Here is a 23,095-nt window from a genome sequence, read left to right on the forward strand (position 1 = left end):
AATATGTCAATGACGGTCAGGCAAGCCGAAAGGCGCGCGAAAGTTGCGCAACCGCCCCACTTTGACAAGGCCGTCGCGCCAGGTTCCCTGCAAGCCGCGATGTTGCCGGTCGGCGTGCCCCTGCCCGCCGCACCGGGCGTCCGCGATGGAGACAAAGTCGAAGGTATGAAGAAGGGTTTCTACACGATCATGGCCGCGCAGTTCTTTTCGTCGCTGGCCGACAATGCGCTACTCATCGCCGCCATCGCCCTTCTCACCGAATTGCATTCCCCGCAGTGGATGACCCCGCTGCTGAAGCTGTTCTTCGTGCTGTCCTATGTGGTGCTGGCGGCCTTTGTGGGGGCCTTCGCGGACTCCATGCCCAAGGGCAAGGTCATGCTGATCACCAATGCCATCAAGATAGTTGGCTGCGCGATCATGATGTTCGGCCTGCACCCGCTGCTGGCCTACGGCGTGGTGGGCTTCGGCGCCGCCGCCTACTCGCCGGCCAAGTACGGCATCCTGACCGAACTGCTGCCGCCCGAGAAGCTGGTGATGGCCAACGGCTGGATCGAGGGGCTCACGGTGAGTTCGATCATCCTCGGCACCGTGGTGGGCGGCGCGCTGATCTCGGTCCATATCTCGGACATTCTGCTCCGCTTCGACATCCCCTACGTGGACACCGGCATCAACACCCCGGCCGAGGCGGCCATGGTGGTGATCATGTTCTTCTACGTCGTGGCGTCGGTGTTCAACGTGTTCATCCCGGAAACCGGCGCGCGCTACCCGCAACAGGAAAAGAACCCGGTGAAGCTGATTGCCGAGTTCGGCGACTGCTTCATTGCGCTGTGGCGCGACAAGCTGGGCCAGATCTCGCTCGCCGTGACCACGCTGTTCTGGGGCGTAGGCGCCACATTGCAGTTCATCGTGCTCAAGTGGGCGGAGAAGTCACTGGGGCTGAACCTGTCCCAGGGCGCCCTGCTCCAGGCCGTGGTGGCGGTGGGTGTGGCGGTGGGCGCGATCATGGCCGCCGCCCGGATCCCGCTGCGCCGCTCGCTGTCGGTGCTGCCGTTCGGCGTGGCGATGGGCATCACCGTCATGATCATGGCCTTCTACACCAAGGACGCCATGCCGGACGTGATGCTGAACGTGCTGGGTTATCCCATGCCGCTCTACATGGCCATCGCCTATGTGTTCCTGATGATCGTCGGGGCCATGTCGGGCTACTTCGTGGTGCCGATGAATGCGCTGCTCCAGCATCGCGGGCACGTGCTGCTGTCCGCCGGGCACTCGATCGCCGTGCAGAACTTCAACGAAAATGTTTCAGTTCTGCTGATGCTGTGCCTCTACGCGCTGCTGATCAAGCTGAACGTGCCAATCGGCTTCGTGATCGTGGCGCTGGGCCTGTTCATCTCGGCCACCATGCTGCTGGTCATGCGTCTGCACAAGCACAATGTGAAGATGCACAACTCGCTGGCGATGATCGGCGAGGACAAGCACCACTGACCCGCGCGGGCAGGAAGACGCCCCGCCGGCCTGAGCCGGCGGGGCGTTTTTCATGTCGGCAGAGCCTTCAGGCCACGGGCCATGGTCTGATAGCGCGCGGTCTCGCCGACCACCGTCCGTACCCCAGTTTCCGTATTGACCAGTTGGGAACGGGCCGGATCGTTGTGGAACACCGTGACCGTATAGCCCTTCTGCAACGAAAAGGTGGAAATCGCCTGGGCCACGGGCGTGCCCCCGTGGACATCCAGGTCGTAGACCACCTGCTGATACTTGTCCTCCACATGCACGCTGACGCGCAATCCCCCTTGGTGCGTCCCGGCGGAAACGGAAACCGTCAGCGTATTGAAGACCAGGCTGAGGTTCAGCGTCGCCACCGGATTGCCGGCACCGTCGAACAGTGACCACAGGAACATGTTCCCGCGCACGGTCGGCACCACCGCGATCTCGGATGCCGACGCATAGGTGATGAGGCCATCGACAAGCACCTCGGCCACCATGTTCGTTACCGCGCTCGTGACCTGCTGCTGCATCACGTTTTCGATGGGATAGCGGGCCAAGCTTGCCTCCTCCTTGAACGAGTAATATTGCTCGCCGCCATCCGGTGACAGCGAAAACGTCACAGACATGCCGGTCGCCTTCAATGTGCCGATAAAGTCATATGAGAAGACTTCATTGCCGTACACATCGCTGAAACTGACATAACCGTACGTGTCCGAAAAATAGACGTGCGGCTTGGTCGCAATGACTTCGAAGCGTATTTCATGCGCCTGCAGGTCGACGGTCGCGATGAAGAATATGTCGCTGTAATAGCCCTTCATCGTGAGGGTGAAGAGGTTGCCAACGTGGTCGCCCGGCTCGAAGTTGAACGGGGACATGACGTCCATATACTCGCGCCGCGCCACGTTGCGGGCCAGAGATGGCAGCGCCATGACGGCCAGGTAGAGGTCGTCCTTCATCTGGGCATAGGGTGCATGGGCCATCGGCAGGCGCTCGCGCACGATGGTCGCCCCGGCGGCGATGCGCGCCAGCAGGTCCGCTTCGGGATTGTTGCTGGCCGCCGCGTTCTGCAGGCCCAGCGCCGTGATCGTCAGCACGTGACTCTCTTGCGACGGGAGCAGCCCCGGCGTGGGAGGCTCTACGGCCAGCAGGCTGGGATATTCCACGTACACCTCTAGCCGATAACCGATCTCGAAGGGCACGGCGTCGTGAATCGGCGCCGCCTCCCGAGCGCTGATCGCGCGGGTATAGATGCTGCCTCCCGCGCCGTTCTTCACCCCGATCGTGGCGTAAGCCCCAGTCATCATGGCAGACAGCGGTTCAGCCTTGACATCGATGCGCACCTGCATGGTCGTGAAGTCGACGCGAATCGTGCCACTCACCCCGTAGTCGGTACTGAGCAGCACCAGCGTCTGGCTGATCGTGCCCGACCCCCGCTTGAAGGTATACGTCAGCGACTGGCTGGCCTCCCCCTCCTTGACGATCAGGTAATCGGCATCTACCAGGTATTTGCGGTTCTTCCCGGTCGGCGGCCGAATCGTATAAGCGCCAATTGGCAGGTTTTCGAGGATCATCTCCGACGCGCTGACCGGAATGTGGAGCACCTCCCGGGCGCCTTCCATCAGGACCAGCGGCTCGCCGTAGATCTGCTTGAATTCGTCGATCACGAACCGCAGGGTAAGGCTGCCGGTGACGCCGGTACCCTGCAGCTCTACCGTATCGACCAGGCGCAGCGGCGAATCGAGATGCAGCGCGGACTGCACCGTCGGCAGCGTCTGCGCCGTCACCAGTTCGCTGAGCGGATAGACGGCGCGGGCGTGGCTGAACACGTTGAGCATGGCGCGTAGCGGGGTCACCGGCGCGCGAGCCAGCGTGAGAAATGGCGCAATGTCCACATCCCACCATTCGGCGCAGGCGGCGGCCATTTCATCGAACCCGGGGGGCCGTACTGCCGGCAGCGGCGGCGTGTTCATATGGACGCGATCCAGCCGATTGGTCCGGGTGATGGCGCCATCCCCGGCCTTGTATTTCAGCAGCATCACCAGATAGACCTTTGCCCGGACATCCCAGGACTCATAGCGCGTGCCATTGCGGAGCAGCGCCATCACGCTCGCGAAGAATGCCGGCGCGTCCTGGTAGAGCCATCCCTGGGTGTAGACGTCGGCGCCCATCAGGAAGTCCTGCCAGCTGGCCGCAAAAGCCTTGCCCCATACGGAATTCGGGTCGGCGACATTGGTCGCGGAGAATTGGCGCTGATAGCCGCCGGCGATGGTTTGGGGCGCAGTCCAGCTGGTCGGCAGGTTGTCGAGCCAGACCGGGGCGACCGACGACGACGTCGTGGCCGCCATCCCCAGGCCATAGTAGGCGGGCTCGGTGTCAGCCGCCGCGGCATCGGCCGCCAGGAAGTAGCGGTTCCTGACGTTGAGATCGGTGGGGCGCTCGGGATGGAATGACACCCCCAGCAGGGCATTGAAAGCGGTCAGCAGGTCCTGATAGTAGGCCCCCAGCGCAGCCAGGCCGCCGGGATATGCCCGGAGCGCGGCCTTGTCCCGCGCAGGCACCAGCATGCGCAGATAATCGCCCTCGATCAGGCCGAATTCGGCATCCTGCACGTCCCAGGTGGCGAAGAAAGGCGCCTCGGCATTGCCCGCCAGGAACACCGGCAGCACTTTGCTCGTCGAAGGGTAGGCAAACTCGATCACCGGGGCGCCCGCCTCATAGGGCGTTGAGACGAATGGGACGAGCGCCGCGCCGGCCGTGACACTGACCCACGCGTCCCCTACCGACACCGACTGCGCCGGGGCCGTACCGTCGCCGACACAGACCACCTGTATCGAAGCAGTGAAGTCAGGCGATATCTTCCGAAGCCGCAGCGTGGCGCCGGGCGCCAGGATGATGCCCAGCGCCTGCTTGTCGTGATCGAGCCCTTTCGGCTGCCCCGCGTTGCGAATCCATACCGGATCCTGGAGCGTGTACACGGACTTCGATTTTAGGATTTCCGCCATCTTGGATACCTCGGAAAGGATGCAATCAGACTCGGCCGCGCGTCAGGCCACTGCCCGCAGCCCGCGCGCCATGGTCTGGTAGTGCGCCGTGGCCGCCACGGTGGTCCGCGTCTGCGTCTCCGTGTTGATCAATACCGAGCGCGTGGGGTCCTGGTGGAAGACCGTGACCGTATAGCCCTTTTGCAGGGGGAAGGTGTGAGCATCGGCCTCCACCAGCACATTCCCGGGCATGGCGATGGCATAGACCGCATCGCCGTAGCGGTCTGTCACCCCGATGCTGATGTAGACCGCCGACATGCCAGGATTCGGCACTGCAGCCTGCAGCGTCACTCTCAGCGCATTGATCACCAGGTCCAGTTCGAGCGTGGCGACCGGCTGATCCGCATTACCGAGCAGATTCCAGCTGAACATGTTGCCCTGCACGGATGGCGTTTCGGAAATTTCCGATGCCGCGGCGGTCATCACCACGCCGTTGCCGGGCAGGTCCAGGGTCATGCTGGCCAAGCCGTACCACGTGACGCCCTGCATCCGGTTCTCGATGGCGTAGCGAGTCCCCAGCTCCTCCTTGAACGAGTAGTACTGCTCGCCACCGTACCGGGACAGCGGGAACGTGTGGACCATGCCGGTCGACGACACGTTGCCGATGAAGTCATAGGAGAACAGCTCTTGGCCGCCCGGTTCACGAAAGCTGACGTAGGCATAAGTGTTCGCAAAATAACTGTGCGGCTTGCCGCCGTTGACCTGGAAGCGCACCTCGAAACGCACCAGATCGATCGTCATGGTGAAGAACGTCCAGGTGCCGAGGCCCTTCAGCGAGACGAAGAAGTTGTTGCCGATATTGGTGCCCGGCCCGGCGTTCTGCAGGGACATCACGTCGGCGTACTCGGCCACGGCCTGGGCGCGCTCCGGCTCCGGCAGCGCCATCACGGCCAGGTAGATATCGTCCTTGACCGTGGCATAGGGCGCCGCGGCAATCGGCAGGCGCTCCCGCACCAGTGCCGCCGCTTCCGCAATGCGCAACGACAGGTCCGCCACCGGACTGTTCATCGCCTGCGGGTTCTCGAGCCCGTGCGCCGTGATCACGAAGTCGTTGGTCGCCTGCGGCCGAATCAGTCCCGGGGCGGCCGGCAGCACCCGCAGCCGCGATGGCTCCTCATGGCGCACCTCGATCCGATAGCCGATCTCGAACGGAATGTCCGCATGCTCCGGGGCTGGGTGGTTGCCGTGAAAGTCCCGCTGATAGACCGGATCGCCATCGGCCGTCCGGATCGTGACGCCGATGTAGACCGTATCCATGAACGCGGTATTGGGGTTGCTCATGAGATCCACGGTGATCCGGCGTGTGGGCGCGTCCACGCGGATCGTGCCGTACAGGCCGTTATCCGCCCCCAACAGCAGGAAGGTCTGGGTGACGATGGCGGACCCCTGCTTGTAGGCATACGCCAGCGTCTGCGTGCTCGCCCCCTCCTTGACGATCAGGTAGTAGGGATCTATCGAATATTTACGACTTTTTCCGGTGGGCAGGCGCAGCGTGTACGCGCCGACAGGCATGTCGGCAAAGGTCATCCCGGTGTCTACCACGTATAGCGAGGCCACCTCCCTCGGACCTTCCATCACGAACAGCGGTTCGCCGTAGATCTGCACGAACTCATCGATGGCAAATTGCACGGTCACGCTGCCGCGCAGGCCGGTGCGGTGCAGCTCCACCGAGTCCACCAGTTGCAGCGGCGACGTGGCATGGAGCGTCTCCTGCGCCTGGACCAGGCTGGCCTCGCTGACCAGCGCGTAGAGCGGATAGGACGCCCGCGCGTCGCTGAACATATTGAGCACCGCCCGCACCGACGCCATCCTGGCGCCCACCATGCCGATGAATGGCGCCACATCCACCCCGGCGTCGGCGGCATAGACCTCGGCCATCATGTCGATCACGGGCGGCGCGATCGGCGGCAACGGCAGCGCGTTGGCATAGGTCCGGTACTGCCGGTTGAAGCTGGCAAACGCCGTGTTGCCCGCCTTGTACTTGAGCAGCATCAGGAAATAGAGCTTCTCGCGCACACTCCAATCCTGCAGCGGCGTGCCGGTCGTGATCCGGTCAATGACACCGCTGAACAGAGCCGCCTCGCCCTGGTAGAGCCAGCCATCGGTGTGCACCTCGGCGCCCAGCGTGATGTCCTGCCAGCTGGCCGCATAAAGCTTGTTCCAGACCTCGAGAAAGCTGACCGAACCGGCCGCCATGAAGGTGCCGAGGTAGGCGTGGCCCAGCGTTTCCAGCGGGATCCAGTTGGTGCGCAGGCTGGCGAACCAGTCCGCCGCCATCGACACTCCGGTCGATGCGGCCCACAGGGGGCCGTAGTAGGCGCCGCCGCTGCCCCCCGCATCCGCCTTGATGAAGAACAGGTTTCGGATGTTGAGGTCCGTGGCAAGTTCGGGATCGAATGCCACCCCGCACAACGCGTTGAACGTGGAAACCACGTTGTCGTAATACGCGGTCAGCGCAGCGAGGCCGCCCGGCTGGGTCCGGAGCGTGGCCTTGTCGACCTGGGGCACCAGCATCCGGACATAGCGTGACTGGATCAGCGCGAATTCGGCCGCCTGTTGGTCCCACTTCGCAAAAAATGAGGATTCCGCCCCGCCGGCTTCGAACACCGGGAGCGTCTTGCTGGTCGGCGAACAGGTGTACCAGACTGTGGGCGGCGTGCCACCGCCGGGGTACGGGGTATCGATGAACGGCACCGAGACGGTTTGCGCTGTGATCGTAAGTGGCATTTCGCCAAATTTGAACACCCGCTCGGTGCGGCCGTCGTTGTTGAGCAGGCGCAGCGTCAGCTCGCCCGTGAAATCCATGTCGATCTGGCTGATGGTCAGCTCGCCGCCCGCCGCCAGGATCACGCCGAGGTGCTGTCGGTCATGACCGACGCCCTTTTCGAGCCCAGCCTTGCGGAACCACTCGGGGTCCGTGAGCCAGTGGAGTGTCTTGACTTTCTCGATGTCCGGCATCTTCCATCCCCCATCGTCGCAACGTCCAGGGCGAACGTTCCGATACAGCGTGAGGGAAGTATCGCGGCGCGGTGCGGCAGCCGGAATGGATTAGCGGGAGCCGGCGGCGGGAGGGGATCTGTCGATAGTGGCCCGCTCGACGGCGCGCGCCTGCCAGCCCGGCGGCACCACGAAGCCGCGCGAGCGCTCCTGCCAGATGCCGGGTTGATCGGGCCCGGCGGGCGCCAGTTCGCAGACCATCACCGGGGCTTCGCGCCGCCAGCTATGCGCCTGGTGCGGATCGGCAAAGCGTTGCGCCAGCGCCGTGTGCAGCACGGCGGCGCTCTCGGTCTGCGCCTCGGGCACCCGGGCGCCCGAGAGCCAGTCCGCGCGCGGCAGCCGGCACCAGCGCGTGTTGGCCGCGGCCGGATGGGCCTGCGCGCGCGCGGCCCAGTCGTCCAGCGTGGACCACCAGCCATGCAGGTGATCGGGCGCGATGCCCAGCGCGTCAAGCCCGGCCGGCAGGCGGCCATCGTGATAGAACAGCCAGCCCAGCAGATAGACCTCGCTGCGGTCGATGGGATGGGTCAGCACCGCCTGCGCTTCGGCCGCGCGGCCCAGCGGCAGCTGCCGACTGACGATGTGGTCGAGCTTGTCTCCTAGCCGATCGACGAGATTGGGGCCGACGAAGTTGCGGCGGTCGGGCGGCGTTCCCGGCTGCCCATCCACCATCAGGTAGAACTTGGCCGCCATTTCCCAGTGCACGGTCTGCGCGCTGGCCGGGTCGCGCCAGATCACGTCCAGTTCGCCCAGCGTCTGGATGCCATGGCCATTGGCGCGCCGGATCGGCACATTGGCGGCGACAAGTTCAATCCCCTCGGCCCGGTGCAGCGCGAAATGGAGCAGCCGCTCGGCATGACGCCCCAGACGCAGGCTGCGGTTGCCGGTGGGGTCCGGGTGGCCGCTCAATTCGGCGATGGTTTCCGGGAGTGTGGCGGGGTCGGCGCGCTCCAGCCAGCGCTGCCACGCGGCCTGCGCGCCGGGCGGCCAGTGGGCCAGCGCGGCGCCAGCGCCGTAGCCGGCCGGCAGGTGCGAGAGCAGCGGCGGCGAGAGCGAGCACCACGCCAGATCGCGCACGCGCTGGGACGCGGCGGTGCGCCACAGGGGCTCGGGCCCGTCGGCGCCGGCTGCTACCGGCCCGCCCGGGCGGATGGCCTGCGCGGGATCAGGCTTCAGCTCCCGCACGGTCGTGTACCTCGCGGGCCAGACACAGGTCTTCCCATGCGCGCGCCTTGTCGGTCAGCGTGCGCAGCAGGTAGGCCGGGTGATAGGTCACCACCACGGGAATCCCCTCATACTGGTGCACGGTGCCGCGCAGCTTGCCGATGGGCGTGGTGGAGCGCAGCAGCGACTGCGCCGCAAAGCGCCCCAGCACCACGATCACCTTCGGCCGGATCAGCGCGATCTGCCGGCGCAGGAACGGCTCGCAGTGCGCCACCTCCTCCGGCTCCGGATTGCGGTTGCCGGGCGGGCGGCACTTCAGCACATTGGCGATAAAGACATTACGGTCGCGCGCCAGGCCCAGCGCGCCAAGCATGTTGTCGAGCAGCTTGCCGGCCTGGCCGACGAACGGCTCACCCTGCAGGTCTTCGTTCTCGCCCGGGGCCTCGCCCACGAGCATCCATTCAGCGCGGCGGTCACCCACGCCGAGGACCGTGTTGGTGCGGGAGTCGCTCAGGCCGCAGGCGGTGCACTGGGCCACGGCGGCTTCCAGCGCGGCCCAGTCCATGGCGGCGATGGCGGCGTCCCGGGCCAGAGCGGCCTCATCCTGCACGGCGGGTTGCGGCGACAGGGCTTCGATCACCACGGAGCGCGGCGGCGCGGCCGGGGCGGGCATCGCTACTTCGACTTCGACTTCGGCCACAGCTACGGTGGCGACCTCGACCTTGGTTTCAACCTCTACGGACGCCTCGGCCAAGCGGCGCGGCACCCATTCCGCCGGGATACCGAGCACTTCGAGGAACTGCGCGCGGCGATTCATGCGGACTCCTTGCCATCGTGCCAGGCCCGGCGCAGCACAAGCGCATCCTCGCGCCCGTTGGCCGTGGCCGGATAGTAGCCCTTGCGGCGGCCGATCTCGGCAAACCCGGCTTCCTCGTACAGCGCCAGCGCGCCCACATTGGACGGGCGCACTTCCAGCAGCATCGTGCCGAGGTTGTGGGCATGGGCGGTGGCCAGCGCCACGGCCAGCAGCAGCCGGCCATGGCCCTGCCGCTGCCGGCGCGGGTCCACGGTGATATTGAGCAGGTGCATTTCGTCGACCACCGGCATCAGCACGGCGTAGCCGACGAGCGTATTGGCTGGATCACGGAGCGTCAGGCCGACATGGCCCGATTTCAGGGAATTCTCAAAATTGCCGCGCGTCCAGGGATGGCTGTAGGCGCGCAGCTCGATATCGGCCACGGCGTGCAGGTCCAGCGCAGTCATGCGGCCGAGCCTCCAGCCATCGCCAAGCTCGGGCATGACCGGCACGGCCGGCCATTGGGGCGACTCGGGCAGCAGCGCGGCGCTCACGCGGCCTCCCCTGCGGCAGCATTCGCGGCCTTGGCGGCTTTTTCAGCTTTCTCGGCGGCAATCGCCTCGCGCTCGACGATGGTGTGGGCGACCTTGTCGCGCACATAGATCGGCATGGCGTCGGCGGCGTCGATGGTCTCGCCACGCGCCAGTGCTCGGAGGCCGATGGCCACGGCGGCGCGGGCGTCGGGCATGGCCTCGGGCATCACGCGGCTGGCCTGCGCGGCCACCTGGAGCCGTTCGCCAAACACTGTCGATCCATTGCCGGCGAGCCAGAATGCCCCATCGGGCTGCGCCACGGTTTCGGGCGGCCCCACCTGCACCGGGGTCTCCATCGACCATTCCATCGCGGCGGCGTCCCAGCGGAACGTGGCGGCATAGGTCTCGTCCATGCGGGCGTCTAGCGCCACCAGCACGCGCGTGTCCGCTGGCCACGGCGAAGTGCCGGATCGGACGCTTTCGGCGCACATCGTCAGCACATTGATGGGAATCACGGGGAGATCGGCGCCGAAGGCGAGCCCTTGCGCCACGCCGCAGGCGGTACGCAGGCCGGTGAACGAGCCGGGGCCGGCGCCAAACGCGATGGCGGCACAGTCGGCCAGCGTGATGCCGGCCTCGGCCAGCACTTCGGCCACGGCCGGCAGCACGCGCGCAGACGACCGCGCGCCCGTATGCTCATGGCGGGAGAAACACTCGAGGGCGCCGTCGGTGGCGGCGCGCCCCAGTGCGACGGAGCACCACTCGGTAGAGGTCTCGACAGCAAGAATCCAGGACATGGCGCGATTGTATCCGGAGCGCGGCCAAAGCTGAATTGGCAGGCACGCCGGCACCGTGCGCCGGCAGACCGTGCCGCCACGCGCTGACCGAAGGCTTCTTCGGTTTTTTCCGCCGCAAACGGCGCGGTGCGGCGGCTATCATCGCACTTCTACGCCCACTGATTACCCGGAGACACCATGAGCGACCTGCAGGCCCGCTTCGACCAGGCCCAAATCGACGTCAAGACCCTGAGCGAGCGTCCTAACAATATGACGCTGCTGCGCCTCTACGCGCTCTACAAGCAGGGTGCCGAGGGCGACGCCCACGGCGACAAGCCCGGCATGACCGATTTCGTCGGCCGCTACAAGTTCGAAGCCTGGGAAGCCCTCAAGGGCACCAGCCAGGACGACGCCAAGCAGAAGTACGTCGAACTGGTCGGCGAACTGCTGGCCGGCACCGCCAGCTAAGTCCCCGCCCTAGCCCTAGACCCCTGCGCCGGCCGGCAGCGGCTTCGGCCGGATGCGCCACGCGGCCAGGATCGCCGTGGCAATCACCACGCCCACGGCCAGGAAGGTTTCATCGAATGCCGCGATCCGGGCGACCGGATCGCCACCCGGCCCGAGCACCGCGCCGTGCTCCGCCAGCCGCCACTGCAGCCCCACCCCGGCCAGACTCACCCCGATCGCCCCGCCAAGCTGCCGCAGGAAGTTGATGCAGCTCGACCCCTGGGCGATCAGCGAGAAATCGACCCCACGCATCGACCCAAGTGTCAGCGACGGCAGGATAGAGCCAAGCCCGATCCGCCCGATTACCGCATAGAGCACCAGCAGCAAGTAAGGCGTCGCCATCGACCCGGTGGCCATCAGCAGGAACGACGCCGCCAGCAGGGCCAACCCGAACGACACCTGCCGGTGCGGCAGGATGTAATTGGTCAGCCGCCCCGCCACCGCGATCGTCACCGCCAGCACGATCCCGGCCGGCATCAGCACGATGCCAGCCTGCGACGGCGTATAGGCCAGCGCCATCTGCATGTAGACGGGCAGCAGGTACGTGGAACCGAACAGCCCGGCGCCATAGATGAACGCCACCACAGCCCCGGCCGAGAACTGGCGGTAGCTGTAGAGCCGCATATCCATCAACGGCTCGGGCGCGCGCAACTGCCAGACCACGAAACCCGCCAGCAGCAAGACGCCCAGCCCGGCCAGCGCCAGTCCGGCCGGCACGTTCTCGCGCATCTCCACGAGACCGTTGAGCAGCGTCACCGTGGCCACGCCGGCCAGCGCCAGTCCGCGCCAGTCCAGTGCCTTGCGTTCGCCGATCATCGCGGAGTCCACGGCCATGTAGCGGCGTGCCATCCACAGGCCGATGAGCGTCAGCGGCACCACCACGAAGAAGATCGAGCGCCAGCCGAAGGTCTCCACCAGGAAGCCGCCCACACTGGGGCCGATGGCCGGCGCCAGCACCACGCCAAACCCGAACAGGCTCAGCGCCTTGCCCTGCTCGCGTTCCTCGAACACGCGCAGGATGAAGATATTGGGCAGCGGCTGCATGATGCCGGCCGCGATGCCCTCGGCCACGCGCATGGCCAGCATCACGCCGAAGGTGGGCGAAAACCCGCCGATCAGCCCGCCCGCGCCCAGCAGCAACAGGCTGCCGACGAAGGTCCGGCGCAGCCCGAATCGGTTCAGCAGCCACGGCGTGAGCAGCATCGACAGCGTCATGGCGATCATGAAACTGGCCGCCACCCACTGCGCGCGCTCCTGGCCCAGCTGGAAATGCCGGCTCAGGTCCGGCACGGCCACGTTGACGATGGTAGATGACACGATGGACGACATCGTGCCCAGCATCAGCGTGAGCAGGATCAGCCAGCGCAGGCGCTCGCCGTAGCGGGCGCGCAGTACGGCGCGCGTCGGCCCGCCGGCCGGCTGGGCGCCCGTCACCCGAGCCGCCCGCTGTGAGCGATCTCCCGGATCTTGCGCACCGTGTCGAGGTCTGCCTCGTGGTACGCCGACTTGACGATCTCCGAATAGCGGTCGTCGCCGCTGGCATCCGTGTCGGGCAGGGTCGTTTCATAGATGAAACGCACCAGCAGCGCGCCCGGCGCGGGGGTCTCGATGCTCATCGACAGCGTGCCGCCGGCATGCTCGGCCGTGGCCGCGGTCTCGTAGCGCACTGCACGGCGTGGCTCGAATACCACGCGGTCCTGTATCGTCGCCTGGCCGAAATGCAGCACGCGGTCCAGCCAGCCATCGCCCCGCGCCAGTACCTCGGCGCGCTCCAGCCCCAGGACGAACAGCTCGGGCGACTCGGCCCGCAGCACCAGGCCCTGCCACAGCTGTTCGGCGGTCAGCGGCTCCAGCGTGGGATTGCCTGGGTCATTGATCTCCACCAGGTGTTCAAAACGCAACTTGACTCTCCAATCTCGTTGAATGTCCATATTATGAAGGCTCCTTGGGCGCCGCGCCGGTCCGCGCTTTCATTTTCAGAGTCATCTCATAGCCGCCATGCAGCGCATCGATGATCCTGTCCCGGCGGCATCACTCCTGACAGCTCTTGTCAGGAGCGCCGGCGCACAATGCTGGCCCGGGCAAGGAAGGCGTCAGAGGGCGTCAGAAGGCGTCAGGAACCATCAGGAGCCATCAACAGCCATCAGCCATCAGGAGCGGACAGGAGCGAAAAGCACACTGGCCGCCGCCACGCCCGAGAACGCTCACAAAGCAGGAGGCTGGCATGGAGTTGCTGATCAATATCGACGTCGATGACCTCGAACACGGCATCGGCTTCTACGAAGCAGGACTGGGATTGCGGCTGGGCCGCCGGCTGTTCGACAACAGCGTGGCGGAAATGCACGGCGCCTGCGCGCCGATCTATCTGCTGGCCAAGGAGGCCGGCACGGTGGCCACGGCGCGGGCCGATGCGCGGCGCGACTACGCGCGGCACTGGACCCCGGTGCACCTGGACTTCGTGGTGGAAGACCTTGAAGCCGCCATCGAGCGCGCGCTCGGCGCCGGCGCCGAGATCGAGGACTGGCCGCAGGATTTCGACTGGGGCCGGCAGGCCCGCCTGTCGGACCCGTTCGGCCATGGTCTCTGCTTCATCGAATGGCGGGGCCAGGGCTACGGCGCGGTGGCCAGCCCCTGACCTTCCCGGCCTGGCCAACCCCGTGGCCAACCCCAGCCACAAACAAAAAACCCCACGGCGCGAACCGTGGGGTTTTTCATGGCAAGCCTGAAAAAGCTCAGACTTCCTCGTACAGCGGCAGCGTCAGGAATTCGGCGAAGTCTTCCGACGTCGACATTTCCTCGAAGATCTGCGCGGCACGGTCGTAAGTGCTGGTATCGCCACCCACGAGCGTCTTCACCTTGGCCAGCTCTTCCGGAATCAGCGCGCGCACCAGTTCGGCGGTCACCTTGCGGCCATCTTCCAGCTTGCCCTTCGGCGAGCGGATCCATTGCCAGACCTGCGAGCGCGAGATCTCGGCCGTGGCGGCGTCTTCCATCAGGTTGTGGATCGGCACGCAGCCGTTGCCGGCCAGCCAGGCGCCCAGGTAATGGATGCCCACGTTGATGTTCATGCGCAGGCCGTGCTCGGTGATCGGGGCCTCGGGCTTGAAATCGAGCAGGTCGGCGCCCTTCACGTTCACGTCCGGACGCTGCTTCTCGAACTGGTTCGGCTTGTCGCCGAGCACCGCCACGAATTCCTTCATCGCCGGCTCGACCAGACCCGGGTGGGCCACCCAGCCGCCGTCGTAGCCATCGGTGGCGTCGCGGCGCTTGTCGCTGATGATGCCTTCCATGGCAATCGCGTTCTTTTCCGGATCGTTCTTGATCGGGATCAGGGCGCTCATGCCGCCAATCGCGGGCGCGCCGCGCTTGTGGCAGGTCTTCAGCAGCAGCAGCGCGTAGGCGCGCATGAACGGCGCGGTCATCGTCACCTTGGCGCGGTCTGCCAGGCAGAAGTCCTTGTCCACCTTGAACTTCTTGATGCACGAGAAGATGTAGTCCCAGCGGCCGGCGTTCAGGCCAGCGCTGTGGTCGCGCAGTTCATAGAGGATTTCTTCCATCTCGAACGCGGCCAGGATGGTCTCGATCAGCACCGTGGCCTTGACCGTGCCCTGCGGCAGGCCGATCTCCTTCTGCGCCATCACGAAGATGTCGTTCCAGAGGCGGGCCTCCAGGTGGCTTTCCATCTTCGGCAGGTAGAAGAACGGGCCGGCGCCGCGTGCGATCTGCTCGCGGGCGTTATGGAACAGGAACAGCGCGAAGTCGAAGATGCCGCCCGAGATGCGCTTGCCGTCGATGGTGACGTGCTTTTCATCCAGGTGCCAGCCGCGCGGGCGCACCTGCAGCGTGGCGATCTTGTCGTTGAGCTTGTAGTGCTTGCCGTTGGAATCCAGCGTCAGCGTGCGGCGCACGGCGGCCTTCAGGTTCACCTGGCCCTGCATCTGGTTGTGCCAGTTCGGGGTGTTGGAGTCCTCGAAGTCCGTCATGTAGCTGTCAGCGCCCGAGTTGAAGGCGTTGATGACCATCTTGGCTTCCACCGGACCGGTGATCTCCACGCGACGGCATTCCAGCGCCTGCGGCACCGGTGCCACCTTCCATTCGCCCTCGCGGACGCTCTTGGTCTCCGGCAGGAAGTCGGGGATCTCGCCGGCGTCCAGGCGCTTGGCGCGCGCGACGCGGGCGGCCAGCAGTTCCTGGCGGCGCGGCTCGAAGGCGCGATGCAGCTTGTCTACCAGGGCCAGGGCTTCCGGCGTGAGGATGTCTTCGTAGGCCGGCAGGATGTCGCCGGTAATCTTCATGCCCGCGGGCAGCGTGATAGCCATCAGTCTTCTCCTGTGTGTGCGATGGTGTGTTGTCGGGTGGACCCGTCCGTCAGACCGCGACGCCGGAGGCGGCGAGGAAGGCCAGCAGGTCGTTCATGTCGTGCCCGGTGCCGGTGGGCGCCACGTCCAGGCGCTCCGCCGGGTGGCCGGCACGGTTGATCCAGAAAGTCTTGTAGCCATACCAGGTGGCGCCGCACGCGTCCCAGCCGTTCGAGGACACGAACACGATGTCCCCGGCGGGCAGGTCGAAAGCCTGCGGCCCCAGCGCGTAGGCGGCCGGCGCGGTCTTGTACTGGCGCACCGCATCCACCGACAGCACATGGTCGAACAACCCATGCATGCCCGCGCTCTTGACCGAGATGTCGAGCATCTCGGGGTTGCCATTCGACAGGATGCCCAGCGGCAGCCCCGCCCGGCGCAGCCGCTTGAGCGCGCCGAGGTTCTCGGGGAAGGCCGAGAGGCAGGCGTACTCCTTGAGCAACTGCGCCTCGGTGGCCTCGTCCAGCTTCATCCCGAGGCGCTCGGCGGCGTAGCGCAGCGCATCCACGGTCAGGGCCCAGAACGGCTTGTAGAGGGCGCCGTCGGGCGCGGCCATGGTGCGCAGCCGGGTGTAGTCGATCTGGCGTTCGCGCCACAACAGCGCCAGGGCCTCCCCCTTGCCGGGAAACAGCTGCTCCGCGCGCGCCGTGACCGAATACACGTCGAACAGCGTGCCGTAGGCATCGAACACCACCGCGCGGATCTTGTTCATGGAGGGACTGAATGGGCCTGTACACCGTTGAATGCATCCGATTGTAGTCAGTCGTTGCAGTGCGGCAAAGTCGCACCGGGTCACTTGATCTTTTACTTTTTGGCAACTAATCTTGGCCGATCCGCACAAGACTGTGTATTAACCGGCGAGCTTTCGTGGATCATTTCAAGCAATTGGAGACTTTTGTGTCGGTCGCGTCACGTGGCAGCCTCTCTGCTGCCGCCGCCGCCGAGGGCGTGGCGCCGGCGATCATCGGGCGCCGCATCGATGCGCTGGAAGAACGGCTCGGCGTAAAGTTGCTGGTACGCACCACGCGCAAAATCACGCTGACGTTCGAAGGCTCCGCCTTTCTCGAGGACTGCCAGCGCATCCTCAACGACCTCCACAACGCCGAGGCCAGCGTGTCCGCCGGCGGCGTCAAGGCCAGCGGCCACCTGCGCGTGACCGCCCCGGCCGGCTTCGGCCGCAAGCACGTGGCGCCAGTGGTGCCGCTGTTCATCGAATCGCACCCGGACGTGACGCTCACGCTCGACCTCTCCGACCGGGTGGTCGATCTCGTCAACGAGGGCTTCGACTGCGCCATCCGCCTCGGCGACCTGCCGGACTCCAGCCTGGTTTCGATCCGCCTGGCGGAAAACCGCCGTGTGGTGGTGGCTGCCCCCGGCTATCTGGCCCGCGCCGGCACGCCGAAGCTGCCCGAGGACCTGTCGCGCCACAATTGCCTGGCCTTCGGGGCCAGCGCCAACGTGCAGCGCGGCTGGGTGTTCCAGCAGGACGGGCGTGCGGTCACCGTCAAGGTGGGCGGCAATATGGAATGCACCGACGGCGCCGTGCTGCACGCCTGGTGCCTCGAAGGCCATGGCCTGGCGTGGCGGTCCTGGTGGGAAGTGGGCCAGGAAATCGCCAGCGGCCGGCTCGTCACCGTGCTCGACGACTTCCAGGCACCCCCCATCGGCATCCACGCGGTGTTTCCCCAGCGCAAGCACCTGCCGCTGCGTGTGCGGCTGTTCATCGACCATCTGAAGCACACCTACGGCAACCCGGCCTACTGGCGCCGCGCCGAGCAGGCGCCGACCAGCGCCGCCGCCGAGGCATCCGCCGCCGTGGCATAGGTGGTTTCACCCACGGAAAACCTTGATATTCCGCAATGGCGGCTGCTTCACACTGACTACAATCGAATCAGACAGGCGCCGTCTGGCCTGCCCCGCCTTATCGTGAAATCGTTAATTCGTGAAGGGAGGTATGGCATGTTCAAGCACATCCTGTTGCCCACCGACGGGTCGGAACTCTCCAAAAAGGCCATCAATGGCGGCCTGGAGCTGGCCAAGGCGATTGGCGCCCGGGTCACCGCTTATGTCTGTCTGGAGGAATACCCCTACACGCCGTTTAGCGAGATTGTCGTGGAGGCCCCGCAAGCCTTCCGGGACCGGATCGAGAACCAGGCGCGGCTCTACCTGAAGGAGATCGAGACCGCCGCCGTGGCCGATGGCCTGCCCTTCGACGCCGACATGACGACCTTCGCGGTGCCCTACCTCGGCATCATCGACGCGGCGGAACGCCATGGCTGCGACGTGATCTTCATGGCCTCGCACGGCCGGCGCGGGCTGTCCGGCCTGCTGCTCGGCAGCGAAACGCAAAAAGTCCTGACCCACACCGACATCCCGGTCATCGTCTACCGATGACACGCTGAGAGGCGGCACCCCGCCGCGTCCAGCACACAACAAGGCCGCGCACGGCAACCTGCGCGGCCTTGTTGCTTCATGCGTCAAGATCATGTCGCAATCACACCAGAATTATCCAAATTGGCGCCAGGAATTGGACGAACTGCGGTATTCGTGACCCCTGCCGTTGACGAGAATCCCATCATTTATCTCCAACGGGAAGAGCATGATGGCACTCGAGCTTTGCGTCCGGCTGTGGACCCGCCGCGCGGTCTGTATTGGCGTAAGTGCGTTGCTGGCCGCCTGTGGTGGCGGCGGTGACGATTCGGAGCCCGCTGGCACGGACATCTCCGTGACCCAGCCGGAGGCGGGCCCCGCCCCGCTCCCGCCCGGCGTCCCGCCCATGCCGGCGCCGCCGGACCCGCCGCAGGACCCCACGCCCGAGACACCCGAGACACCCGAGACTCCCGTCGTCCCGACCGAGCCGCAGCCGATACCGCCCATTCCAGATCCGGAGCCGCCCATCGAGACCGAAGTGATCACGCGGGAATCGGTACTGAAAGCGCAGGCGCGCGTATACGCCGAAGCCCTGTGGAAGTCCGCTGAAACGCTGGACCCGGGCCGCGCGCTGCCGGTCAACAAGTCCTGCATGAATGCCCAGGGCGTGGCCAGCCCGGTTGGCTGGGTGTTCACCGGCAACCTCGGCCAGTTCATCTGGAATGTGACCGCCGCGCGCGATCTCGGCCTGCTGGACGCCGCCGAAGCGCAGCGGCGCGTGGCGCGACATCTGAGTTCCCTCGCCGTCCTGCAAGAGACAGCCCGGCGCAATGGCGCGCCCGGCGGCCTGTTCCATGGCACCACGGACAACCGGACGGCCGTGCCGGGTGGCGATGTGGGGTCGATCGAGAACGCCTGGCTGGCGGTCAGCCTTGCCATGGCCAAGCAGGCGTACCCCGCACTCGCCGCGCAGGCTGGCGCCATCCTCGGCCAGATGCGCTTCGAGACCATGGTGCACCCGCAAAAGCAGCAATACGAAATCTCCTTCAACCCCAAGACGCAGACATTTTCGGGGATGACCTACGGCCTGCTCGGCGAGACACGGCTGCTGGCCTATGCGGGCATCGCCCTCGGCACCGTGCCGCGCAGCCAGTATTTCAGTATCGCCCGCGTGCCGAGCTGGAGCGAGCGCTCCCCGGACCCGGCAAAATTCCGCACCTACGAGGGCGTGCGGGTGTATGAAGGCACCCGCTCCTATGGCGGCCTGCATTTCATGCCCACCAACGGCGGCTCTGTGTTCGAATCATTCGCGGTGCCCGTGGTCATTTCCGAATCCAGATGGGGCCCCAACAGCTGGGGACGCTCGCATCCGAACATGGCCAAGACGCAGATCAAGTACGGCCTCGACACCTTTGGCTACTGGGGCTTCTCGCCCGCTTCCGTGCCGGCCACCGCCGGGTACACGGAGTACGGCACGCCGCCGGCTTCGCTGGGCGGCTCGGGCTACAACCCCCGCGGGCAACACACGGCCTCCCGTGCCGGCCCCGTGGTGTCGCTCTACTCGGTGCTGCTGCTGATCGAGGAGGAGCCTGAGGCGGTGATGGCCAACATGAAGAAGCTGCTCGACAACTTCCCCACGCTGAACCACCCGCAATACGGCCTGATGGACAGTGTCGACGTGGAAAACGGCACCGTCTCCAAGTGCCTGCTTGCCGGCAACGTGGGTTGGGCGCTGGGCGCCGTGACCAACTACCTGACCGATGGCAAGCTGCGCGGCTACGTGGACAAGGAATGGGGCCATGCACTGCAGCCCCTGCTGGAGATCGAGGAATTCAGCATTCCGGCGCAGGCCTGAAAATCAGGGCCAAGAAATGGACGAACTACGATTATCGTGATCGCTGTCGCGGACGAGAATGGTTCATCAGAACATTCTCGCTCGGAGCGCATCATGACATTTGCCTCATCCGCACACCCACTGGCCCGCCGGGCCATCTGCATCGGCCTCAGCGCCTTGTTGGTCGCCTGCGGAGGCGGCGGGAGCGACGAGCCAGTGGCCCCGCCGGCCCAACCGGGCACCCCGGCGCAGGTGGATCCCGGCGCCGCGCCGGTGCCTGCCCCAGCGCCCCAGCCAACCCCCACCCCAGCCCCGACACCGGCCCCAGGCCCGACACCTGCCGGGGACCCGCCTGCTGAAGTCGCGCCCGATGTCCCCGTGCTGCCCGACCCGCAGGCGGCCCTGAAGGCCGAAGCGCGCATCTATGCGAAGTCGCTGTGGAAGTCCATCGAGGCGATGGAGACCAAGCCAGCGTTCCCGTCGAACAAGGCCTGCGTCAATGCCGAGAACAAGATGAACGCGGTCAACTGGATGTTCATCGGCGAGCTTGCGTCGTATATCTCGAACCTGGTGGCCGCGCGGGACCTTGGCCTGATTGCACCGGAAGACGCCAGCCAGCGCATGGCGCGCATGCTGCCCGCCATCGCCGTGCTGCAGCAGCAGGCCAGGGACAAGGGCGCGCCGGGCGGATTGTTCCTCGGCTCGCTCAACAGCACCACGGGCGTGCCGGACGGCGACGTGGGCGTCATCGAGAATGCCTGGGTGGCCACCGGCCTGGCCATGGCCAAGCAGGCCTTCCCGGAACTCGCCGCGCAGGCGGGCGCCATCCTCGCCCAGATGCGCTTCGACACCATGCTGCACCCGACGAAGCAGCAGTTCTACATCAACTACAACCCCGCCACGCAGCAGAACTCGGGGAGCACCTATGACCTGATGAGCGAGACGCGGCTGATCAGCTATGCGGCGATTGCGCTGGGCAATGTGCCGCGCAGCCAGTACTTCCACCTCGACCGCGTGCCGGAATGGGCCGAGCGCAGCATCGACCAGTCGAAGTACCGCACCTATGAAGGCGTGCGCGTCTACGAGGCCTCGCGCAGCTTCGGGGGGCAGTCCTTCATCCCGACCTGGGGCGGCTCCGTATTCGAGACATTTGCCGTGCCAATCATGATCAACGAGCAGAAATGGGGTACCAACAGCTGGGCACGTTCGCATCCGAACATGGCCAAGGCGCAGATCCAGTACGGGCTCGACCAGTTCGGCTACTGGGGCTTCTCGCCCGCCACCATTCCGGCCACGGGCGGGTACACCGAGTACGGCGCGCCGCCGCTGTCCGTGGCGGGCGGCTACCGCCCGGTGGGGCAGCGTGAATCCACCCGTGCCGGCCCGGTGGTATCGCCCTATTCCGTGTTGTCGCTGATCGAATACGAGCCCGAGGCCGTGATGGACGCCATGCGCAAGCTGATCACCAACTTCCCCGCACTGGACCACCCGACCTATGGGCTGATGGACAGTGTCGACGTGCAGACCGGCATTGTGTCCAACTGCGCGCTCTACCTCGACAATTCGCTGGCGCTCGGCGCCGTGGCCAACTATCTGACCGATGGCAAGCTGCGTGGCTACGTGGACAAGGAATGGGGCCACATCCTCCAGCCGCTGCTGGAGATCGAGGAATTCAGCATCCCGGCGCAGCCCTAGTCCGGCAGCCCTACCCCGTCGCCAATGAAAAACGCCGCGCCGTCCCCTACCGGACGGCGCGGCGTTTTATCGCCTATCGACGACTAGCCGGGAATCAGGCCACCTTCTTGTCGAAGAACTGCTCGTCTTCGGTCGAGCCCTTCAGCGCGGTCGTCGACGACTGGCCGCCTTCGATGGCCTGCGTCACGGCGTCGAAGTAACCGGTGCCCACTTCGCGCTGGTGCTTGACGGCGGTGAAGCCCTTCTCGGCCGCGGCGAACTCGTTCTCCTGCAGTTCCACGAACGCGCTCATCTGGTTGCGGGCGTAGCCGTGGGCCAGGTTGAACATCGAGTAGTTGAGCGAGTGGAAGCCGGCCAGCGTGATGAACTGGAACTTGTAGCCCATCGCGCCCAGCTCCTTCTGGAACTTGGCGATCGTGGCGTCGTCGAGGTTCTTCTTCCAGTTGAACGACGGCGAGCAGTTGTAGGCCAGCATCTTGCCCGGGAACTTGGCGTGGACGGCCTCGGCAAACTTCTTGGCGAACTCCAGGTCCGGCTTGCCGGTTTCGCACCACACCAGGTCAGCCACTTCGGCATAGGCCAGCGCACGGGCGATGGACTGCTCGATGCCGGGCTTGGTGCGATAGAAACCTTCCACGGTACGCTCGCCGGTCAGGAACGGCTGGTCGCGCTCGTCCACGTCCGAGGTCAGCAGGTCGGCGGCTTCGGCGTCGGTCCGGGCGATCACCAGCGTCGGGGTGCCCGAAACGTCGGCAGCCAGGCGCGCGGCCGTCAGCTTGGCCACGGCTTCACGCGTCGGCACCAGCACCTTGCCACCCATGTGGCCGCACTTCTTCACCGAGGCGAGCTGGTCTTCGAAGTGAACGCCGGCGGCGCCCGCGTCGATCATCGACTTCATCAGTTCGAAGGCGTTCAGCACGCCGCCGAAACCGGCTTCGGCATCGGCCACGATCGGGGCGAAGAAGTCGGTGTCACCCTTGCCTTCGCTCCACTGGATCTGGTCGGCGCGCTGGAAGGTGTTGTTGATGCGCTTGACCACCATCGGCACCGAGTTGGCCGGGTACAGCGACTGGTCCGGGTACATTTCGCCGGCCAGGTTGGCGTCGCCAGCCACTTGCCAGCCGGACAGGTAGATCGCCTTCAGGCCGGCCTTCACCTGCTGCATGGCCTGATTGCCGGTCAGCGCGCCGAGCGTGTTGACGAACGGCTCGGTGTTCAGCAGGTGCCAGAGCTTCTCGGCGCCACGGCGGGCCAGCGTATGCTCGATCTGGACCGAGCCGCGCAGGCGCACCACGTCTTCGGCCGTGTAGTGACGTTGAATGCCCTTCCAGCGGGGATTGGTGTCCCAGTCTTTTTGCAGGGCGTCGATTTGTTGTTGGCGGGAAGTCATGTTCACTCTCCTGATGACAGATGGTAGTTGGCGAAAATTCGGGTACTTGGCTTCGGATCTTGTGACACCCTGCGACGCCGGTTTTTGGCGTCTCAGGTCATGTGTCTTATATAAGAGTGTAGGGAAGCTTCCCGCGTCGCAACAAGCGC

The 23,095-nt window shown here is 65.7% G+C and carries 18 protein-coding genes; 7 read left to right on the forward strand and 11 right to left on the reverse strand.

Going from position 1 to position 23,095, the window contains the following annotated elements; all coding sequences use genetic code 11:
- The first annotated feature begins 165 nt into the window (after positions 1–165).
- Positions 166–1,485 (forward strand): lysophospholipid transporter LplT, encoded by a 1,320-nt coding sequence (gene lplT, locus KHO18_RS10475; RefSeq protein ID WP_144200596.1) that lies wholly within the window; start codon positions 166–168, stop codon positions 1,483–1,485.
- Positions 1,486–1,535: 50 nt separating this feature from the next.
- Here lplT and KHO18_RS10480 read toward each other — a convergent pair whose 3' ends face one another.
- The 6 genes from KHO18_RS10480 to tsaB form a co-directional block, all read right to left on the reverse strand.
- On the reverse strand, positions 1,536–4,487 hold the full coding sequence (locus KHO18_RS10480) for a putative mucin/carbohydrate-binding domain-containing protein (protein WP_211943140.1): 2,952 nt from the start codon (positions 4,485–4,487) through the stop codon (positions 1,536–1,538).
- 42 nt (positions 4,488–4,529) lie between these two features.
- On the reverse strand, positions 4,530–7,484 hold the full coding sequence (locus tag KHO18_RS10485) for a putative mucin/carbohydrate-binding domain-containing protein (RefSeq protein WP_144200600.1): 2,955 nt from the start codon (positions 7,482–7,484) through the stop codon (positions 4,530–4,532).
- A gap of 90 nt (positions 7,485–7,574) precedes the next feature.
- A complete protein-coding gene (locus tag KHO18_RS10490) occupies positions 7,575–8,708 on the reverse strand; it encodes a DUF1853 family protein (RefSeq protein ID WP_211943141.1) in 1,134 nt (377 codons plus the stop codon).
- Positions 8,689–9,504, reverse strand: a complete 816-nt coding sequence (locus tag KHO18_RS10495) for a uracil-DNA glycosylase (protein WP_144200604.1) — start codon at positions 9,502–9,504, stop codon at positions 8,689–8,691. The genes KHO18_RS10490 and KHO18_RS10495 overlap by 20 nt, the downstream gene beginning before the upstream one ends.
- Positions 9,501–10,037: a ribosomal protein S18-alanine N-acetyltransferase gene (rimI, locus tag KHO18_RS10500; RefSeq protein ID WP_377731793.1), complete on the reverse strand. Its 537-nt coding sequence runs from the start codon at positions 10,035–10,037 to the stop codon at positions 9,501–9,503. Before rimI ends, KHO18_RS10495 begins: the two co-directional genes overlap by 4 nt.
- Positions 10,034–10,813, reverse strand: coding sequence for a tRNA (adenosine(37)-N6)-threonylcarbamoyltransferase complex dimerization subunit type 1 TsaB (gene tsaB, locus KHO18_RS10505; protein ID WP_144200606.1), 780 nt, complete (start codon positions 10,811–10,813; stop codon positions 10,034–10,036). Before tsaB ends, rimI begins: the two co-directional genes overlap by 4 nt.
- A gap of 177 nt (positions 10,814–10,990) precedes the next feature.
- On the opposite strand from tsaB, the gene KHO18_RS10510 reads away from it, so the two are divergent.
- Positions 10,991–11,260 (forward strand): acyl-CoA-binding protein, encoded by a 270-nt coding sequence (locus tag KHO18_RS10510; RefSeq protein WP_144200608.1) that lies wholly within the window; start codon positions 10,991–10,993, stop codon positions 11,258–11,260.
- A gap of 15 nt (positions 11,261–11,275) precedes the next feature.
- On the opposite strand, the gene KHO18_RS10515 is transcribed toward KHO18_RS10510, so the two are convergent.
- Entirely contained in the window at positions 11,276–12,733 is a 1,458-nt protein-coding gene (locus KHO18_RS10515) for a DHA2 family efflux MFS transporter permease subunit (RefSeq protein ID WP_244844694.1), read from the reverse strand.
- Positions 12,730–13,200, reverse strand: a complete 471-nt coding sequence (locus KHO18_RS10520) for an SRPBCC family protein (protein ID WP_144200612.1) — start codon at positions 13,198–13,200, stop codon at positions 12,730–12,732. The genes KHO18_RS10515 and KHO18_RS10520 overlap by 4 nt, the downstream gene beginning before the upstream one ends.
- Positions 13,201–13,523: 323 nt before the next feature.
- Here KHO18_RS10520 and KHO18_RS10525 point away from each other — a divergent pair, with 323 nt between their 5' ends.
- Positions 13,524–13,934: a VOC family protein gene (locus KHO18_RS10525; protein ID WP_144200614.1), complete on the forward strand. Its 411-nt coding sequence runs from the start codon at positions 13,524–13,526 to the stop codon at positions 13,932–13,934.
- Positions 13,935–14,031: 97 nt separating this feature from the next.
- Here KHO18_RS10525 and aceB read toward each other — a convergent pair whose 3' ends face one another.
- A complete protein-coding gene (gene aceB, locus KHO18_RS10530; RefSeq protein ID WP_144200616.1) occupies positions 14,032–15,618 on the reverse strand; it encodes a malate synthase A in 1,587 nt (528 codons plus the stop codon).
- Positions 15,619–15,667: 49 nt separating this feature from the next.
- Positions 15,668–16,369: a haloacid dehalogenase type II gene (locus KHO18_RS10535; RefSeq protein WP_144200618.1), complete on the reverse strand. Its 702-nt coding sequence runs from the start codon at positions 16,367–16,369 to the stop codon at positions 15,668–15,670.
- 155 nt (positions 16,370–16,524) lie between these two features.
- Between KHO18_RS10535 and KHO18_RS10540 the strand changes: the two genes are divergently transcribed.
- From KHO18_RS10540 to KHO18_RS10555, 4 genes are all read left to right on the forward strand, one after another.
- Positions 16,525–17,481, forward strand: a complete 957-nt coding sequence (locus KHO18_RS10540; protein WP_144200620.1) for a LysR family transcriptional regulator — start codon at positions 16,525–16,527, stop codon at positions 17,479–17,481.
- Positions 17,482–17,616: 135 nt separating this feature from the next.
- Positions 17,617–18,051 carry a universal stress protein gene (locus tag KHO18_RS10545; RefSeq protein ID WP_092289374.1) on the forward strand — a complete coding sequence of 145 codons (435 nt, stop codon included), beginning with the start codon at positions 17,617–17,619 and terminating at the stop codon, positions 18,049–18,051.
- A 205-nt stretch (positions 18,052–18,256) separates the two neighbouring features.
- Entirely contained in the window at positions 18,257–19,882 is a 1,626-nt protein-coding gene (locus KHO18_RS10550; protein WP_244844695.1) for a DUF3131 domain-containing protein, read from the forward strand.
- 357 nt (positions 19,883–20,239) lie between these two features.
- Entirely contained in the window at positions 20,240–21,556 is a 1,317-nt protein-coding gene (locus KHO18_RS10555; protein ID WP_244844696.1) for a glucoamylase family protein, read from the forward strand.
- A 94-nt stretch (positions 21,557–21,650) separates the two neighbouring features.
- Here the strand turns inward: KHO18_RS10555 and aceA are convergent, their stop codons facing one another.
- Positions 21,651–22,946 (reverse strand): isocitrate lyase, encoded by a 1,296-nt coding sequence (gene aceA, locus KHO18_RS10560; protein ID WP_144200624.1) that lies wholly within the window; start codon positions 22,944–22,946, stop codon positions 21,651–21,653.
- Between the last annotated feature and the right edge of the window lie 149 nt (positions 22,947–23,095).

The sequence above is a fragment of the Cupriavidus campinensis genome, assembly GCF_905397395.1.
GTDB lineage: Bacteria > Pseudomonadota > Gammaproteobacteria > Burkholderiales > Burkholderiaceae > Cupriavidus > Cupriavidus campinensis.

Bases quoted from the DNA above. Each gene is read 5' to 3' on its own strand.
- lplT (WP_144200596.1), top strand. From the start codon at position 166: ATGAAGAAGGGTTTCTACACGATCATGGCCGCGCAGTTCTTTTCGTCG.
- KHO18_RS10480 (WP_211943140.1), bottom strand. From the start codon at position 4,487: ATGGCGGAAATCCTAAAATCGAAGTCCGTGTACACGCTCCAGGATCCG.
- KHO18_RS10485 (WP_144200600.1), bottom strand. From the start codon at position 7,484: ATGCCGGACATCGAGAAAGTCAAGACACTCCACTGGCTCACGGACCCC.
- KHO18_RS10495 (WP_144200604.1), bottom strand. From the start codon at position 9,504: ATGAATCGCCGCGCGCAGTTCCTCGAAGTGCTCGGTATCCCGGCGGAA.
- tsaB (WP_144200606.1), bottom strand. From the start codon at position 10,813: ATGTCCTGGATTCTTGCTGTCGAGACCTCTACCGAGTGGTGCTCCGTC.
- KHO18_RS10510 (WP_144200608.1), top strand. From the start codon at position 10,991: ATGAGCGACCTGCAGGCCCGCTTCGACCAGGCCCAAATCGACGTCAAG.
- KHO18_RS10525 (WP_144200614.1), top strand. From the start codon at position 13,524: ATGGAGTTGCTGATCAATATCGACGTCGATGACCTCGAACACGGCATC.
- aceB (WP_144200616.1), bottom strand. From the start codon at position 15,618: ATGGCTATCACGCTGCCCGCGGGCATGAAGATTACCGGCGACATCCTG.
- KHO18_RS10535 (WP_144200618.1), bottom strand. From the start codon at position 16,369: ATGAACAAGATCCGCGCGGTGGTGTTCGATGCCTACGGCACGCTGTTC.
- KHO18_RS10545 (WP_092289374.1), top strand. From the start codon at position 17,617: ATGTTCAAGCACATCCTGTTGCCCACCGACGGGTCGGAACTCTCCAAA.
- KHO18_RS10550 (WP_244844695.1), top strand. From the start codon at position 18,257: ATGATGGCACTCGAGCTTTGCGTCCGGCTGTGGACCCGCCGCGCGGTC.
- aceA (WP_144200624.1), bottom strand. From the start codon at position 22,946: ATGACTTCCCGCCAACAACAAATCGACGCCCTGCAAAAAGACTGGGAC.